The sequence below is a fragment of the Paenibacillus sp. PastF-3 genome (assembly GCF_029893135.1).
GTDB classification, from domain to species: domain Bacteria; phylum Bacillota; class Bacilli; order Paenibacillales; family Paenibacillaceae; genus Paenibacillus_AQ; species Paenibacillus_AQ nitricinens.
Genome location: NZ_JARXWM010000002.1, coordinates 305296 through 320794, shown reverse-complemented (window position 1 = coordinate 320794; position 15499 = coordinate 305296). Strand labels below are relative to the sequence as shown.

The following is a 15499-nucleotide window of genomic DNA, read 5'->3' as shown; positions in this document are numbered from 1 at the left end:
CGTTCCTCCTCTTTCTATACGCTTATGAAATAGCCGGATTGATCCAATGGACGATGTGTTCAGCTGGACCCGTAAGTAGATTGAAGAGCGAGTCCAAATTAGGCCACGGTTTTGCTGCTATGAAGATAAACCCGAGATAAAGAACCGGCAGCAGAAGGACTCCATAGACCACTCGATCACGAACGGAGGCCTGTCTAAACTTTGGGATGTCATGGGCTAGCATAGCGGAAGCTAATATCAGTACACAGATAATTTGTCCCAGCATAGCCACTACTCCTTTGTCCCGAATATTGTACCTGAATTCATACCAGTGCTTAGCACTTTGACTTCAACATTGATATCGAATTCAGTCTGAGCAAGCTTTTCCTTCCATACAGGCCCCAATTGTTTCCATTGCTGCGGATTTCTTCGATAGATCTGATTACCAATTCCAAGTGCATCTACTTTTTTTGTTTTAAAAAAATCAGTAGTATGTTTTACCTGCTGTTCAACCTGAGCTACAATTCGCTGTTCAAATTGCTTCATGTCTTTAACAGTTTTTAAGTGTGAACAGCGTAACTCTCCGATTGTACCTTCAATAGCAATTTTTACACCGACGGAAACAGAACCATTGCTTACGGTTGGAGTAAGCTTACTGTTGAAGGTGAGCACTTCAAGAGATTCCTTTTTTCGTAGCGCATTTTCGGTCTCATTCGTGCAAGGAAATTCTAAGACTCCATAAATATATCTGTCCATTAGCATCATGAACGCCTCAGTATCTTTCTCCTTCAGAAGTTCTACCATTTTCCCGTCTTGTATTAACGCTAGTCCTGATATTATTGCTTTATTATCTACACGGGTCTTATGCAGGTATGGTAGAACAGAAGTGTTGGAGGGACTGCACATTTGAATAGCCAGCTCATAAAGAGGGATTTTGGAAGTTTTTGCGGCATATAGGGCACCACTTGTTTCCATTCTCTTATACTGTTGACCAATGGTTTGTTCAATAAACGGACTTACATCTAAAAAAGGCGCCGCGGCTTGTTCAGCAATGAGGGGAAGAACGGTACCACGTGGCTCTTGATCCCTAGAGAAAAAATCAAGCACTTCCCTTATGTTCAGGTTTCTAGCTAATTGTTCACCGATTAAAATGACACGCATATGATCCCATTTGGCTTTTCGGCCGAATTTTGCAGGGATCTCTCGTATGGCTTCAAAAAAGGTTTCTCCACTCGTTGAAATATTAATCCCCTTGGACGCTGGATTCCCTGACTGCCCCATTTCAATTTTGGTGGAAGGATTATAGAAATGAGTCGTTATCACAAAGCGATCATCTTCCCCTTGGTCAATGGCTACTGCTTGTACATACCCATACTCGTCAAGTTCTTTATTATCCCAGCATCCGCTAGTTAGGCTGAGAACAAGAAGGCAGATTAGCAAGGTAGTAAGTCGTTTCACTATATCTACTTCCTTCCTGAAGTCTTTTTATATAAATGACGACTACGAGGTGAATGAAGCAGTAGCTTTCTCGGAAGTACGAAAATTGAAAAACGTACTTTTTTAAGGTCAAGTGGCGCCAACGAGTCTAAATACGGCTCACCTAAAGAGCGTAAGGTAGTCAGATGGAGATAAATCAGTATAAAACCAACCATGATCCCAAGCCCTCCGAACGTTGCCGCAAGAATCATTAATGGAAACCGCAAGATCCGCAGTGCAATGGCCATATTGTATTGAGGGAGCGCAAAAGAGGCAATACCTGTTAAGGCGACCACAATGACCATAACCGGAGAGGCAATTTGCGATTGTATAGCTGCTTGTCCTATGACCAATGCACCAACGATGCTGACGGCTGACCCGATCGGCCTAGGTAAGCGTATGCCCGCTTCTCTTAATAGCTCAAAGAAAAATTCCATGATTAATGCCTCAATCAAGGCAGGAAAGGGGATGCCTTCGCGCGTGTTAAGAATGGCAAGTAGCAAAACAGTGGGAATTAGTTCGGAATGGAAGTTAGATAACGCGATATAGGTGCTAGGCAACAACAGCGCGATGATGAAGGCAGCCACTCTAATCAACCGTATTAAAGATGAAAAAATGGTTCGGTAGTAATAATCCTCGCTATTCGTAAAAAATTCCATGAAATTTCCAGGACAGATCAATATGGAAGGACTTCCGTTTACCATAGCAATAATTTTCCCGTCGAGTAGAGCGGTTATAGCTGTATCTGGTCGTTCTGTGTAGCGGACTTGTGGGAAGGGAGAGTAGAGAGAATCCCCGATCCACTCTTCGAGATAGGATACGTCAATAATCTCTTCCTTTTCGATATCAGCTATACGTTGCTTGAATTGTTGTAACGTTTCTGGTTTCACTACTCCATCCAGGTAACCAAAGGACAACGTTCTTTGAACCTGCTTACCGGAAGTGAAGAACTCAAACTTAAGATTAGTAGTCTTTAGTAAGCTACGAATAACACCGATATTACGCTCCAAGCTTTCTATAAAGCTGATGTGTGGACCCTGTACGGTTGGCTCAGTAATAGGCTCCGAGGTTTGACGCTGCTCAACATCAAGGGCATAATATGCGACTGCTTTCTGCCAGCCATCAAAGAGAATGACAACCTTTCCGTCAAGAATTCCCTTAACGACCTGATTGATATTGTCCATCAATTCAAGGAGTGGGGAGGTAACCCCATTTTGTTCAAAGAAAGAGATGACATCGTGAACATTTACATCTGAGGCGGGACCTAGCTCATGCGGAACTAGATTTTGCAAAGTATCTTTAAAATGATTTGTAGGGTCAGACTTGGTAAGTGTATTAAAGTAGATTGCCAAGGCTTGATACCTAAGATCAGGGCCATAATTCCAAGGGATAATCTTTAGATCTGAACAATTGGCAAAACAATTGCTAATAATCTGCAAATTGTCCTCGAGATATTCAGATATGGCAGGGGATATAGGATCCTTGTTTGAACACTCATTTTTGGTTTCTGTTTGTGGATGCAGCTTTGGATTTGCCGGAGGAATCTTGGGGCTGAAAAATTTCCGCATGCAGTTCTCCTTAATAAATTAGATGTTAAGTGATTTTTATTTTCTCCCTGATTTAGGAATTTATTCAGTGGGGATTCAGTGACTGAATCTATGAAATTTGAAGCAGAGGATAAATATAGAAGCGGACTGTAAATATATGATAAGATAGGGATATCTTATGAATGAGGTGGATAATATGATACACGAAATCAGCGGCGGTACATCATCTCTTGAACTATACGAGGATTACCTAGTAATTAAGCCTAGTAATGTTCAGAAATTGGGAGGACAAACTCAAACGATTCCCTTGGATTCCGTTATTACGATCAGTATAGTTAAGCCCTTTTTAAAAGTCCCTTATTTACAAGTAATTACATCCAGCCTTCAAACATCCAAAAAGGATAATTTGAAAGGAGCGAGTGCTAACGTTGTTCTTATTCAACCGGGAAAAATGAAAATCGCCGAAAAAATCCGTGATTACATAGCAGTATATAAATCAGAAAAACACAATCGCCCTAATCCTCCAGCTCCTGTTGGGTCGATCGATGATTTGAGACAGTTAGCAGAACTTAAGGATTCCGGTATCATAACTCCAGAAGAATTTGAAGCCAAGAAAAAGCAAATCCTTGGATTATAAAATAGACTTTTTTCGTCCACAGACTACGTTTGATTAAATAACTTCCATAGATGATGTAGCCTTCACGACACAAAATACGAAGCAGCTTGTTCTCCAATTACGGAGAATAAGCTGCTTCGCTGTCTTTTTAGGACTTAAAAGACAGCCCTCTCTTTATCCCATCTTTATGGGATTGGTCCTGGCAATGGATCTACTTATAATTGTTAGTATTCTTAGACAAATATGAGTGGGGACGGGATCAGCATGAATGTTGCAAAAAATAAAGAGCTAACGGACACCCGCAGGCGGCGATTGGGTATGATGGCGGCTATTTGTATGGGAGCTTTTATTTCCCATTTTACAGCCGGAATTATGAATGTATCGCTTCCTTTTTTTATTAATCATTTTCAGACAGAGCTTGCGAAGGGGTTGTGGATCACAACAGGGTACCTACTAGTGATTACTGTGCTTCTCCCTGTGATGGGGAAATTGGGTGATCGTTATGGGTTTCGCCGCATTCATAATCTCGGATTTGTGATTTTTACAGTTGGTTCGATCTTGGTCGCTTTTTCACCTAATCTGCCAATATTACTTACGCTTAGAGTTGTGCAGGGCATAGGTGCTGCGATGTTCCAAGCAACGAATATTGCGCTCATCAGCATCCATATGCCGAAAGAGAAGAGAGGACATGCACTCGGAATTCTGAGTACGGCTGTCGCACTGGGCGGGATGACTGGCCCTATTGCGGGAGGGTTGATTGCGGAGTGGCTCAGCTGGCAGTGGCTATTTTTGATCCATGTTCCTGTGGCGATTGTGGCTACAATTATGGCTTACCGGTACATTCCGGGCCGCGTGCAAGATCGTAAGTCGGGAACTGTCAGCATCGTGGGGGCGGGCTTGTTCATGGCATGGATCACCTTGCTTATTCTCGTAATTACAAATGGGAGCAAGTGGGGATGGGTGTCTGCGCAGACGATGGCGAGTTTGATGGGGTTTATCCTGCTGTTGGTCACGTTTCTATTATGGGAACGGAGGCAAAAGACACCTTTTCTACCTCTTCGGGCGCTAAGAATTCCTGCTGTATCGGTTGGGTTGATCGTGAGCAATGCCTCTTTTATTCTTTCTAATACGTTACTTGTCCTTATTCCATTCTTTTTGATGGGAGCAACGGTTCAGTTTTCGTCCTCTACTACCGGTTACATGATGGCTGCTTATCCCATTGCATTAGCCTTTGCAGGTCCTCTTGCTGGTTACTGGTCCGATCGTTATGGCTCTCATCGATTGATGCTAATGGGGCTAAGCTGCATGGGAAGCGGGTTCGTACTGTTGCTATTATTTTTAGAGAATATCCCGGTCTATGGAATCGCTGCAATTCTATGTCTTATTGGACTTGGGATGGGACTTATTGCTTCTCCGAATAATAGCTATATTATGCAGCAGACGCCTAAGGAACATGTAGGTTCCATTGGAGGAATCATTGCCTTAACACGAAATGCGGGTATGGTGTTTGGCTCTGCGCTTGGACTTGGGATGGTGAGTGGACAGATCGGGCAAGAGAGTCAACTTCAGGCGATCAAAATGGTCTTTAGCATTAATATTTTCATTTGTATAAGCGTTATTATAATGATGGTTGTGATCCATAGACGGACAATTCAATCTTCTTGATGTGAAAAATGTGTGTGTAATCACAACTCAAGGTAGGGTGTTCTGTTACGTTGAGAGTATCGAAAGACTATCTGAAATATGGAGGATAACGATATGTTTTGTTACCAATGTGAACAGACACCGACTGGCGGCTGCACCGTTGTTGGAGTATGCGGCAAAAATGAAACCATTGCTAGTTTGCAGGATACGATGATTTTTGCCTTAAAAGGAATTGCAGCCTATGCGACTCATGCTCGGCAGCTAGGATATAGTGACCCCGAGGTCGATCGTATTACCCACGAAGCGTTGTATATGACCTTGACCAATTCCAATTTTAATACGCAGGAGCATTTGGAGATGGCAATGAAGGTCGGTGATGCGGCGGTTCGGATCATGGATGTACTGGATCGCGCACATACGGATCGCTTTGGCATTCCGCAGCCAATTACAGTCAGTCAGAACAAAATAGAAGGTCAATGTATTGTAGTGACAGGGCATAATTTGTATGCGCTGGAGGAATTATTGCGGCAGACGGAAGGAAAGGGCATCAACATCTATACTCACTCGGAAATGCTACCTGCTCATGGCTATCCTGCGCTAAAGAAGTATAAACATCTGAGAGGAAACATCGGCAAAGCTTGGTACGATCAACGCAGACTTTTCGAACAGTTTCCAGGTGCGATTCTTGCAACTACAAACTGTGTGATGCCGATTAAGGGTACGTATGCAGACCGCTTTTTCTCCTATGAAGTCGCAGGGCTGGAAGGGGTAGCGAAAATTACAAATGACGACTTCTCCCCATTAATTAACCGGGCGTTGTCATTACCTGCGGCAGATGTAGATTCAGATCTTGTACTCACGACAGGATACCATCATGAAACGGTAATCGGGCTGGCACCTGAGATTATTCAAGCTGTCAAAGACGGGCATATCCGCCGGTTCTTCGTTATTGCAGGCTGTGATGCACCAGGTAAAGATGGGAATTACTATCGCGAGTTGGCAACTTCCTTACCGAACGATACTGTTATTTTAACCACTTCATGCGGGAAGTTCCGTTTTAATGATGTCGATTATGGCACTGTTGGAGACACTGGCATTCCGCGGTATATAGATCTTGGGCAATGTAATAATTCCGGCTCTACGGTGAAAATTGCGTTGGCTTTGGCTGAAGCATTTGACTGCTCGGTGAATGAGCTACCTGTGAGTATTGTACTGTCTTGGTTTGAGCAAAAAGCAGTAGCTATTCTGTTGGGCTTGTTCAGCCTTGGCATTCAGGACATTCGTATTGGGCCGAAGCCGCCGGAGTTTATCTCGCCTGGTGTGCTGGATGTGTTGGTAGAGCTTTTCGGATTAAAGCTGATTACTACCGCTGAGGAAGATATGAACGCGATGTTGGCGTTGTCGTAGGTTAATCATGTTAGAGACATTGGCCGCAGGCGCTTGTAATCAAGATAAGTGATACAACACTAACGCAAATAAAACTATATTTTTGATAACTTGCCGTTTCAGATAACGCAGTGAATCGTACCCTATGTGACGGCGTGAAATAATTCAACAGAGGGTGTCCCAAAAGCCATAAAATGATGGAGGGACACCCTCTTTTTTTAAAATGAGGGAGTGAAGATCATCTGATTGGCGAGCCTATAACAGAGGAGATGGCTCAACGCTGGTTCGATGCATCGCGTGATTACTGAATGAATTGAAAGAGTGCACTTCATTATACTGGCAGGGTTTTATTATATGATCATCCCCATTTCACGGAGTCTATCTTTAATTTTCTTTAAACGAGCTTCTTTTTCGGTAGCTTCACTTAATACCTCCACAGATGATTCGTTATACTTCTTTATAATCCTCTTTAAAGTTAATTCTTTTATTTCCTTTTTACTCTGCATTGTAACACGAGGGACAAAGGTATGGTTTTCTATGGTCTTGGGATCTGCAGAAATTCGTTCTAGTAAACGAAGCAGAAGCATCAGTCTTTTGTGTCCCAACCTCGGAACTTGGTATAGTTTATTCCATGTGGAATTTAGTAGATGATCAAGGTTTGTATATCCCTTGGAGTATAGAGCATTTATAAGGCCCGTTAAATTTGGTCCCTGCTCTTCTGCATAAGCAACAGTTACAATACAAGCAATATCCTTACCATAAAGATGCGCTGGAAGTGGAAAAAATTGTATTAATTCCTCATTTGCATCGATGATGTCATACATGATGATTTACCTCCATTTAAATATTTGGTCATTATTATTCACGTATAGAATTCTGTTTAAGGCTGTGCAAAATTTTATTACACTCTGCATTATTAAAACCCAAGGTACTGATCATTTTCTGAACATCAGTAAAAACCATTGTATGAGCTTGTAGAATATTCAGAAGATTTTACTATTTAATAAGTAACAATCGACTCCAATATTCGCAGCTGCGTTTCATAATCAACGCTAAGTAATGGTATGATGTAGGCATCAATTTTATGGGGTGCACTATGATGGATATTCGAATCAAAGAACTGCTTGATGCCACACAGCAAAAATATGGATTGGACAACTACTACTTACACTCTCATGAAATTTATCGCGACGTTATGATGCTGGGAGAAACCAACTATTTTCTTAGTATGGAATGGTTTCCTGCTCATATTAAGGAATGGAAGGGCGATTACAATCCGGAAGGAACTGCCGTCATCACGATTGACCTACAATCCCGCAACTATAAAAGTGTGATTTTTGTTGGCGGGAAATCTTATGCTAAGGGGACACCATTCCAAAATATAGACTTTAACGGAGTCATCCGGTGGATTGAAGCTGAGGCAAGGGTGGTATACGGTAAACACTTCCACTTAGAGAAGAAGCAGATTGGAGAATATCATTTTATTGAAAAAATAGGTAGCATACCAGTCACTCCTGGTGGACGGATCGAGCTTCGCTTCGATGCGGAAGGCAGGCTTGTTTTTTACAGTGTATATGGCCAGTTTCCTTCCAGTTCCTTTGTGCACAAAGAGAATTATATTCTCACACTTCAAACGATAGAGCCCCGGGCGAGGAAACAACTACAACTTATAGAATATCCGGTGTACGAGACGAAGCAACTCCTGCTGATCTATGGGATAGAAGAGATCTACATTACAAATGACGGAACAACCACCATCCCATTTGAGTTTATATCAGGTACGAGAGCACGATTCAATATAGATCAGGTAATGCATTGGGAGCAACAGAATACGGAGCTGGAGCCTTTCGAAAGGGCGGAGAAACGTCTACCTGAGGTAGTTACCATTGAGCAGGCAATAGCTCGCGAACCGCATCCGGACTCACTTCCTATCACAGACGCAGAACAAGCCGTATGTATAGCCGCAGTCGAAGCTGGTTTAAGCCAGCTCTATCCGGATGAATCCGGAGAATGGATATTGAAGACTTTACAACGGGAAAGAGGACATATTCAGGCAACACTGAGGATGAAGGCGCCAAGTAATCGTATATTCCAGCGTAAGATCCTCCTGTTCATCAATGTGCAGAATTATAAGGTTATAAATTATATGGATAACAAACCAATGCTCGATATGTTTGATGAGTTCAAGAGCGAAGAGGAAATTGCTGTAAGTCATGACGAAGCTTATGACAAGCTCAAGGGATGGCTCGAATTAACGCCAGTCTATGTGTATGATCCTGGGCAGAAGAAGTATGTGCTGTGCGGGAAGTTAGATTGTAATTATGCTGTGAAGGCCACTAGTGGAGATGTGGTGGAGATGAGTAGTTTGGAATGATAGTGCCAGCTTCCTTATACTGAGTAGGACGAATAAAGGTAATGAAGTATAGTAAGGTGATGCAAACTAATAAAATGATTACAACTTACTAATTTTGTGAGTTACTTTGGGAGTTGAAAATATGTCGACAACTACAGGAACCAAGGAAAATCCTTGGAAATTAAAGACACCACCGCAAACATCCGAGTATGAAATGTACAAGGTCGAAAAAGACGGTAAAGAAATTATAGTTTGCATTGTAGGGAAAACGGTTTTGCATTATGACTACCGCTGTATTGAAGATCTGCACGCCATGCTTATACAAAATGGTGATTGGATGGAGTTAGGAAGTGCTGATGAGCAAAAACCAGCAAAAGAAGGTACCGTTGAAGCATGGGGGCGTTCACCTGAAAACCCTGTTGGCGGTTGGTATGGATTAAAGAAGGGACTTCGGGGGCGATTTGGAATGTATATCCCACCATTGCTCGAAGAATTGGGTCTTGCGGAAGTAGAACATAATCCAAGAAACAATCGGATGAAAGCGATCTTGTAAACGAAGGAGAGCCTAAAGGCTCTTCTTTTTTTGAGCCATGCCCTAACCGGTGGTCTTTCATACACATTGCAGTGATTACTTTAGTTACAAAACGTTTTTTTTAGTTACATAAACTTTCAAGGGCAGGGTCTTTGCCGTTAAGCTGATTGTAAAAATTATTCACAAGGTGGCAAAGCTATAACATGAATAAAAAAGTAACCACTGCTCTTATTCTCGTTCTCTCAGTTATGCTTGTTATCACAGGATGTGGCAACAGCAACAGCAACAGCAACAGCAGCAACGGAAACGGGAACAAGAACACCAGCAAGAACACCAGCAAGATCAACGAGACAAAGGAAACTGAAGCCGTTTCGGGAGCATCCAAAGCTAGCTATACACCGTACGATCAACTAAAAGATAAATATGACATCATCATTATCGGTGCAGGCGGTGCCGGAATGTCTGCTGCACTTGAGGCGAGAGCAAAAGGGATGAACCCGGTTATTTTTGAAAAAATGCCGGTTGCCGGCGGGAATACAACAAAATCATCTTCGGGAATGAACGCTTCTGAAACGAAATTCCAAAAAGAGCAAGGCATTGAAGACAGCAATGATCTGTTTTATGAAGAGTCCTTAAAAGGTGGCCACGATACGAACGATAAAGAGATGCTTCATTTCTTCGTAGACCATTCCGCAAGTGCGATTAATTGGCTGGATTCTAAAAAGAATGGCTGCTGATCCGATTGTATTTGCCATGGCCAATCCTACTCCGGAGATTGATCCTGAAATTGCGGGGCCTTACGTCAAGGTTATGGCGACAGGGCGCTCCGATTTTCCTAACCAGATCAATAATGTTCTCTGTTTTCCCGGTATTTTTCGTGGAGCCCTTGACTGTGGCGCCACTGAAATCAATGAAGATATGAAACTGGCTGCTGCTGAGGCGATTTCTTCGGTGATTGACGTCAGCGATCTTCATGAAACTTATATTATGCCGAATGCGTTTGATCCACGAGTAGTGGAGCGTATCCGGGAAGCGGTTATTCGTGCGGTGCTCAAGAGTGGTGTGGCAAGAATAGGCGCGTTAATGGAAAACAATTAAAGCTGGACATCCATTCAAATAGAGACAATACGTCCGGTTCGGACTGATGTCTGCGATGGATTAGTGGTTATGGATATTGATCGTTTAGGCCGGGGAGAAAGAATAGCCATAAGCGCTCTGAGTTAATGCCTCTTATTATTAAACTAAGTGAAGAAGTGATTCAAACCCTTAGCTGTCATATAAGGGTTTTTTCTTTTTTTTGAAGGGAATGAAAAACTCGATACACAACAAAAAGTTCTAAAAGACAAGAAGGTGATGCCCCATGACAATAAACAACATACCCAATAGATTAGCCAAGTCATTCCATAGTATAATAGAAAATCAATCAAAAAATCAGTGGTGAGTTTACAACAGCAAGCTATACTGTAGATATTCAAAAAAAAGCACATCAAGTGTGATTTTTATAGCAGGATTAGGTGATTGCAGTGAGACACGGAACAAAGTCCAAGAACGCATAATGCAGGAAACGTCAACATTTTCTTACGATAGAACAAATATCGGTAAAAGCCAAGCAACGTCTGTCCACCGAACATGACTTGACTGGGTAGAGGAGTTGTCTGATTGGTAGCAAGATTATTCGCAAGTCTTTATCCACAGCTTGTTTCTTGTATGATCCTCGTTGACGCCTTATAAGGAATTGGCATACGCAGAAGTTTTGCTTGAAAAGCTTGCTGCGAAGAATCAGGAATATTTTGAAAATCCGATGTTGAACAGAGGAGAATAGGGGGAGAGAATTTGAAAGCACAACCAAATGATCTTGGATGGATCGCTCAATGGGAGTCCACTCAACCGATACCAGCTAAATGGATCACTGTGGAAGCCATTCATTATTTTACTTCAAATACATTAATCATTATTACGGATGGTCAAGCGATTTGGAATATGAATGGGCATCGTGTTCAAGTCTCTTTCGGCAATTTAATTGCTATTGAACCAAACTCATTTATTGAAGTTTTAGAAGGAGGAAATCTGGATTTAGCAGGTTGGCAAATTCAATTTGATACCTATTCCCCGTTCATTGCAGAAGGTAAGGTGTCTAAATTCAATTGGCATGTCCCCGTTGGAAATACCTATCAAATTATACAGTTGACGGGCGGTTTTTTGACGAGTATTAGTGATAGTTTGAATGAGAATTTGGCTAGTAGTGTCAGCGAATCGATGGTCAGAAACCAGCATCTATTATATGGATTGTTGAAACACTTATATCAAAAACAATCGGGTGATGAAGAGACGACAGAAAAAGGAATTCTTCGTTCTATTGACTATATCCAGGAACATTATAGTGAGATGATAACACGCGAGCAATTAGCGCAAATTGCAGGAATAAGTCAGTGGCATTATTCTCGGAAATTCAGCGAACGATGTGGCAAACCTCCGTTAGACTATCTAGCTAATTATAGGATCTATCGTGCAAAAGAAGAAATAATATTAACTTTAGCGAAATCACAAGAGATAGCTAAAAAGGTAGGTTTTGAAGATGTCCATTATTTTAGTCGTCGCTTCAAACACTTTGCGGGTGTGTCACCCAGAAATTATGCTCAACAATTGCATCAACGATATATTTTATCGATTTCACCACTCTGTGCTGAAGTTCTAATCGAATTAGGGATAATACCGCATGCTGTAATGGTAACACCGTTATTATTACCTCAACATCAACGAGATCTATTTAAAAAGCATCAAATTAAACTGTTGGAAGTGTCGCAATATGTTACGAATACAGAGTTAATTCAACAAGAGCAGCCTGAATTAATTATTGGACATTTTTTAACGGAAGAAGTTAAGAAAAAAATGCGCACAATCGCTCCAATAATAACGGGTCTTACCATGGATATAGACATCCTCCTTAGTCAATTGGCCGCTTTATTTCATAAGAACGAAGAAGCAAAAAAACTTCAAATTCAAATGGGAAATGAAATAAATGCTGCAAGGCAACAATTACAACCCATTATCCAATCCGGTGCTACAGTAATGGTGTTGCGAGTAGAAGCTTTCGGATATCGATATTTAGGAGGGAACTCAAGCGGAGTCTCTCAATTACTCTATAGTAAGTTGCAACTATCACTTCCAGAGCCTTTAAAGTCAGGTGAGGCATGGTTTAATCCTTGTTCAATGGAGCAATTGTATATGGCTAATCCTGAGTATCTTTTCGTGGAGAAACGTGTGATGGAGAATTTTAGTGCTGAAGAAAATATGGATAAACTTATGGAAAGCGAACCGTGGAAAAATTTAAAAGCGGTCAAAAATAATCACGTTTCCTATATTGATACAAGTCTTTGGGTAGATGGTTGTGGAGTCAATGGGCAGAAAATTATAATTGATCAAATTGTTAGTAACTTAATAAGCCGTTAATAGAGTAGAGCACAAAAATCCAACTAAATCCGCACCATTTCCTATGGAATGATATCTTCTTATTTGATAATCTTTGATAATGATAATTATTATCAATACAAGGGGAGAGAATAGATGATGTCAAAACGTATATTTACGTTGATAGGAATAACGCTATTAGTGTTTGTCTTAGCGGCATGTTCCAAATCAGCAAATAAGCCAGAAGAAGCTTCCACGGATCAAAAAGTAAGTAATAATCAAACAAACGTAAGTGATGATAAAGAAACAAGAGTGGTAAGTGATATATTTGGAGATGTTACTATTCCGGCTAATCCTAAAAACATTCTTGTCACGAGTTCGAGTTATGCAGAGGATTTAATCGAGATGGGCATTATCCCTCAGGCGAGTGTGGTCGTTCCTGAGATTGAACCTGATTATCGAACACCCTATTTGGAACAACACGGAGTTGAACTGATCTCACAAACACAATATGAATATAATCTGGAGCAACTACTCAGCTTATCACCGGATATGATTATTACGCCAGGTGAAGGCTTGGATACCAAGGTGTATGATGAGTTGTCAAAAATTGCGCCGACAGTCGCTCTAAAGGCAGGTGTGGGGGTACATGATGCGGTGAAAGAGCTGGCAGTACTTTTTAATAAAGAAACCGAAGCGGACAAGCTGTTAACTGCTCTTGATCAGAAGGCGAGTGAGGCCAAAGATAAAATTCATCAGGCAATTGGCGATAAAACCGTACTCGTGCTTCGAGTAGAACCTAGCCGGTACCGCTATTTAGGACCAAAAGCAGATGACGATGTTAGTGAATTCTTTTATAAAACGCTCGGGCTGAATAGTCCTGAAGTTACTAAAGATTCCGATGTGTGGTTCACACAGTTTTCATTAGAGATTTTACCGGACATCAAACCGGATTATATTTTCCTGGAAACAAGAAGTATGGTGGATCTTGATAGCTCAGAATCATTAGCAGAATTAGAAAAAAATCCGCTGTGGAAAAGCCTGAAAGCCGTCAAAAATAATGATGTCTTCCCAATACGTACCAATGATTATATTCAAGCCAAAGGTCCAATTGGAACAAGTAAGCTTATTGACTATATCGTAGAAAAGTTGGTGCCTTAAGTGAACGCAAAACAACTCGATATCTATGATATTACGATCATTGGTGGTGGCCCCGCAGGCATGTATGCAGCTTTTTATAGTGGTATGAGAGCCATGCGTACAAAACTAATTGATGCCAAAGAGGAATTAGGTGGATTCATGCGCACCTATCCTGAAAAGTTAGTGTGGGATGTTGGCGGCGTTGATCCAATACGCTGTGAACGCTTAATAGATTCTTTAGAGAAGCAGGCTAGAACTTTTGATCCAACCCTTGTACTAGGACAGGAAATTGCTCATATGGAGCGGCAGGATGATATATTTATTCTGACATCCAAAACAGGCGGACTTCATTATACACGTACTATATTACTATGTGCTGGTCGCGGAATGACGCAAGTTCAAAAGCTGGATATTGAAGGTGCAAACCGTTATGAATTGAATAATCTCCACTACACCGTTACAGATTTATCGAGATTTAAAGATCAACGTGTTCTTATTTCTGGCGGAGGAGATTCCGCAGTGGATTGGGCAAATGAAATTGTGAGTTTGGCGAAGCAAGTCATTGTGGTACATAGACGAAATGAGTTTACTGCACATGAGCTGCCTGTAGCCCAAATGAAAACATCCGCTACGGTCATGACACCGTATAGTATCTCTCGCTTATATGGCGTAGGTGAACGCATTGGAACTGTAGCTCTAGAACACGCTGAGACTGGTGAAATAGAACAAATTGAAGTCGATGAAGTGATCGTGAGTCATGGATTTGATCGTGATTTTGGGGATTTACTGAACTGGGGCTTAGACAAAGAAGATTATGGTGTGTCTGTTGATCAGCGGATGCGAACCAGTATCCCCGGGATTTTCGGAGCAGGTGATTTTATTACTTATGGCAGTAAGGTTCGTTTAATTGCTGGTGCCTTTAATGATGCTGTGTTAGCAGTTAATAGTGCCAAACTTTATCTAGATCCGTCAGCTTCAGATATGGCTGGTGTTTCTTCTCATAACGCTCGTTTTTTTGAGAAAAACAAAGCCATTGGAAACGAGGCTTGTGGAAACCTCAATGTCATACAGTCCTAATAGGAGTTGAAAATGAATACATCCCAAAAGACGACGTTCGAGTCGTCTTTTTTTACGTCTATCCTGCAGGAGTTGGTCATGAGGGTTTTGGAAGCCGAAAGCCAGTTTACGAATGGATAGCTGATTTTTGTGTGGTGTTACTTCTTTTAACTTTCCATAAGCAGCTCTGAATTCGCCTCAAAAGTCGCCAACTTATTTCTGCCTCTCGATATTCTCTCAGTTTCTCAATCAGATATGGATGTTCCAACATATGTTCTCCCCCGCTTCCTTATTTCTGTAAGACTTATTATGCGCTGTTCAAAAGGGGATAAAAAGCGTATACTTTCCACACATGATTTCCT

The 15499-nt window shown here is 41.5% G+C and carries 12 protein-coding genes and 3 pseudogenes; 11 read left to right on the top strand and 4 right to left on the bottom strand.

The window, feature by feature from the left end; all coding sequences use genetic code 11:
* Positions 1-22: 22 nt before the first annotated feature.
* From M2444_RS05460 to M2444_RS05450, 3 genes are read right to left on the bottom strand one after another with little or no spacing between them, the layout of a single operon-like run.
* The gene (locus M2444_RS05460; protein ID WP_094869304.1) at positions 23-265 is read right to left on the bottom strand and encodes a hypothetical protein; all 243 of its coding nucleotides are present in this window, start codon (positions 263-265) and stop codon (positions 23-25) included.
* Between the two features lie 5 nt (positions 266-270).
* Positions 271-1437, bottom strand: a complete 1167-nt coding sequence (locus M2444_RS05455) for a Ger(x)C family spore germination protein (protein ID WP_280786462.1) — start codon at positions 1435-1437, stop codon at positions 271-273.
* Between the two features lie 5 nt (positions 1438-1442).
* Positions 1443-3023 carry a spore germination protein gene (locus M2444_RS05450; RefSeq protein ID WP_280786461.1) on the bottom strand — a complete coding sequence of 527 codons (1581 nt, stop codon included), beginning with the start codon at positions 3021-3023 and terminating at the stop codon, positions 1443-1445.
* A gap of 175 nt (positions 3024-3198) precedes the next feature.
* Here M2444_RS05450 and M2444_RS05445 point away from each other — a divergent pair, with 175 nt between their 5' ends.
* The 3 genes from M2444_RS05445 to hcp all read left to right on the top strand — a co-directional run bounded on the left by M2444_RS05445 (position 3199) and on the right by hcp (position 6669).
* Positions 3199-3639 carry an SHOCT domain-containing protein gene (locus tag M2444_RS05445; protein WP_256990408.1) on the top strand — a complete coding sequence of 147 codons (441 nt, stop codon included), beginning with the start codon at positions 3199-3201 and terminating at the stop codon, positions 3637-3639.
* A gap of 243 nt (positions 3640-3882) precedes the next feature.
* Positions 3883-5283 (top strand): MFS transporter, encoded by a 1401-nt coding sequence (locus M2444_RS05440; RefSeq protein ID WP_280786460.1) that lies wholly within the window; start codon positions 3883-3885, stop codon positions 5281-5283.
* A gap of 93 nt (positions 5284-5376) precedes the next feature.
* Positions 5377-6669 (top strand): hydroxylamine reductase, encoded by a 1293-nt coding sequence (hcp, locus tag M2444_RS05435; RefSeq protein ID WP_280786459.1) that lies wholly within the window; start codon positions 5377-5379, stop codon positions 6667-6669.
* A gap of 329 nt (positions 6670-6998) precedes the next feature.
* Here hcp and M2444_RS05430 read toward each other — a convergent pair whose 3' ends face one another.
* Positions 6999-7472 (bottom strand): hypothetical protein, encoded by a 474-nt coding sequence (locus tag M2444_RS05430; protein ID WP_280786458.1) that lies wholly within the window; start codon positions 7470-7472, stop codon positions 6999-7001.
* 272 nt (positions 7473-7744) lie between these two features.
* Here M2444_RS05430 and M2444_RS05425 point away from each other — a divergent pair, with 272 nt between their 5' ends.
* From M2444_RS05425 to M2444_RS05395, 8 genes and pseudogenes are all read left to right on the top strand, one after another.
* Positions 7745-9022 carry a hypothetical protein gene (locus M2444_RS05425; RefSeq protein ID WP_280786457.1) on the top strand — a complete coding sequence of 426 codons (1278 nt, stop codon included), beginning with the start codon at positions 7745-7747 and terminating at the stop codon, positions 9020-9022.
* Between the two features lie 121 nt (positions 9023-9143).
* Entirely contained in the window at positions 9144-9554 is a 411-nt protein-coding gene (locus M2444_RS05420; RefSeq protein ID WP_094869311.1) for a DUF6855 family protein, read from the top strand.
* Positions 9555-9736: 182 nt separating this feature from the next.
* Positions 9737-10252: pseudogene (locus M2444_RS05415) on the top strand (FAD-dependent oxidoreductase); the annotation flags it as partial.
* Positions 10251-10631: pseudogene (locus M2444_RS05410) on the top strand (malic enzyme-like NAD(P)-binding protein); the annotation flags it as partial. The pseudogenes M2444_RS05415 and M2444_RS05410, both read left to right, overlap by 2 nt.
* A gap of 457 nt (positions 10632-11088) precedes the next feature.
* Positions 11089-11343 (top strand): annotated as a pseudogene (locus M2444_RS33540) (alpha/beta fold hydrolase); the annotation flags it as partial.
* Positions 11344-11366: 23 nt separating this feature from the next.
* Positions 11367-12983: an AraC family transcriptional regulator gene (locus tag M2444_RS05405; protein WP_280786456.1), complete on the top strand. Its 1617-nt coding sequence runs from the start codon at positions 11367-11369 to the stop codon at positions 12981-12983.
* 114 nt (positions 12984-13097) lie between these two features.
* Complete coding sequence (locus M2444_RS05400) at positions 13098-14102, top strand: ABC transporter substrate-binding protein (protein ID WP_280786455.1); 1005 nt, start codon at positions 13098-13100, stop codon at positions 14100-14102.
* Positions 14103-15158 (top strand): NAD(P)/FAD-dependent oxidoreductase, encoded by a 1056-nt coding sequence (locus M2444_RS05395; protein ID WP_094869312.1) that lies wholly within the window; start codon positions 14103-14105, stop codon positions 15156-15158.
* Positions 15159-15499: the final 341 nt, after the last annotated feature.